The 1,671-nt window shown below is 67.7% G+C and carries 1 protein-coding gene; it reads right to left on the bottom strand.

Annotated elements, in window-relative coordinates:
• The coding region (locus tag G510_RS19150; protein ID WP_211219212.1) for a DUF7927 domain-containing protein at positions 1 to 1,671 on the bottom strand (1,671 nt) is incomplete at both ends.

The following is a 1,671-nucleotide window of genomic DNA, read 5'->3' as shown; positions in this document are numbered from 1 at the left end:
TCGCCGTTCACGGTCGCCGCCGCATCGTCGTTATACGCAGCCCCGTCGAGCACGGCCGACAAGTCGTCGGAGATCTCCACCGGATCCAGCGCCGTGTCGCCCGTGTTGGCGCCCGTCAGCGTGTACGTCAGCACACTGCCCGGATCCACGGCCGTGCCGCTCTCCGGATCCACCGACTTCCACAGCGAGAAGCCCGGCAGATTCACCGGCGTCTCAGTCTCACCCGGAGGCGGCGTGATCGTCGCACCACCCGGAGGCACCGCCGTTCCGGTCGCCGAGTTCGCCAGTGTCTCACCACCCGCATCACCGTCGACGGTCACCGAGTAAGTCACCGTCACCGTCTCGCCGACCGCGAGACGACCGGACCAGGACAGCTCATCGCCGTCAATCTCGGGGGCGGAGGCCTCCTCGTCGCCGATCATCGCGACCGCGTCGGCGTTGTACGACGCACCGTTGAGCACGGCCGACAGGTCGTCCGCGATCTCTACGGGGTCCAGCGCCGTCTCGCCCGTGTTCACGCCCGTGAGCGTGTACGTCAGCACATTGCCCGGATCAACGGCTGTACCGCTGGCCGGATCCACAGACTTCGAGAATTCGAAGCCGGGCTCGTTCACCGGGTTGTCCACGTTCGACGGCGGAGGCGTGATCGTGCTGCCGCCCGGAGGCACAGCCGTTCCCGTCAGCGAGTTCGACAGCGTCGCGCCACCGGCCTCGGGATCCACCGTCACCGAGTAGGTGATGGAGACCGTCTCGCCCACCGCGAGCGAACCCGCCCACGTCAGCTGCCCGTCCTCGACGGCCATGCCCTCGACGGGCTCGCCGTTGACGGTGGCCTCGACGTCGTCGTTGAACGAGGCACCCGACAGCACCTCGGTGAGGTCGTCCGCGATCTCGACCGGATCCAGAACCGTCTGGCCGGTGTTCTCACCCGTTAGGGTGTAGGTCAGAACACTTCCCGGGTCCACAGCCGTGCCGCTCTCCGGATCCACAGACTTCGACAGCTCGAAGCCCGGCAGATTCACCGGCGTCTCGGTCTCACCTGGAGGCGGCGTGATCGTGCTGCCGCCCGGAGGGGTCGCCGAACTCGTCGCCGAGTTCGACAGGATCTCGCCGCCTGCGTCGCCATGAACGGTGACGGAATACGTGATCGTCACGGTCTGGCCGATTCCGAGGGAGCCGGCCCAGTTCAGCTGCGATCCGTCGAGCGCGAGATCCGCGATCTCCTCGCCGTCGATCATCGCCACGGCGTCATCGTTGTAGGTGGCACCCGCGAGCACGTCCGACAGGTCGTCCGCGATCTCCACCGGATCCAAAGCAGTCTGACCGGTGTTCTCACCCGTCAGCGTGTAGGTGAGCACGCTGCCCGGGTCGGCGGCCGTGCCGCTAGCCGGATCCACCGACTTCGAGAACTCGTAGCCCGGCTTGTTCACCGGCGTCTCGGTCTCGGCCGGCGGCGGAGTGATCGTCGCGCCGCCCGGGGGCACGGCCGTTCCCGTCGCCGAGTTCTCGAGCGTCATTCCGCCCGCGTCGCCTTCGACGGTCACGGAATACGTGACCGTGACGGTGTCGCCGATTCCGAGCGGACCATTCCAGGACAGCTGCCCGTCGCCAACGGTCAGGCCGTCGACCGGGGTGCCGTTCACCGTCGCGGCGGCGTCATCGTTGTAGGTG

The sequence above is a fragment of the Microbacterium gubbeenense DSM 15944 genome, from assembly GCF_000422745.1.
Taxonomy (GTDB): domain Bacteria; phylum Actinomycetota; class Actinomycetes; order Actinomycetales; family Microbacteriaceae; genus Microbacterium; species Microbacterium gubbeenense.
This window is presented reverse-complemented; position numbering and strand designations above follow the sequence as displayed.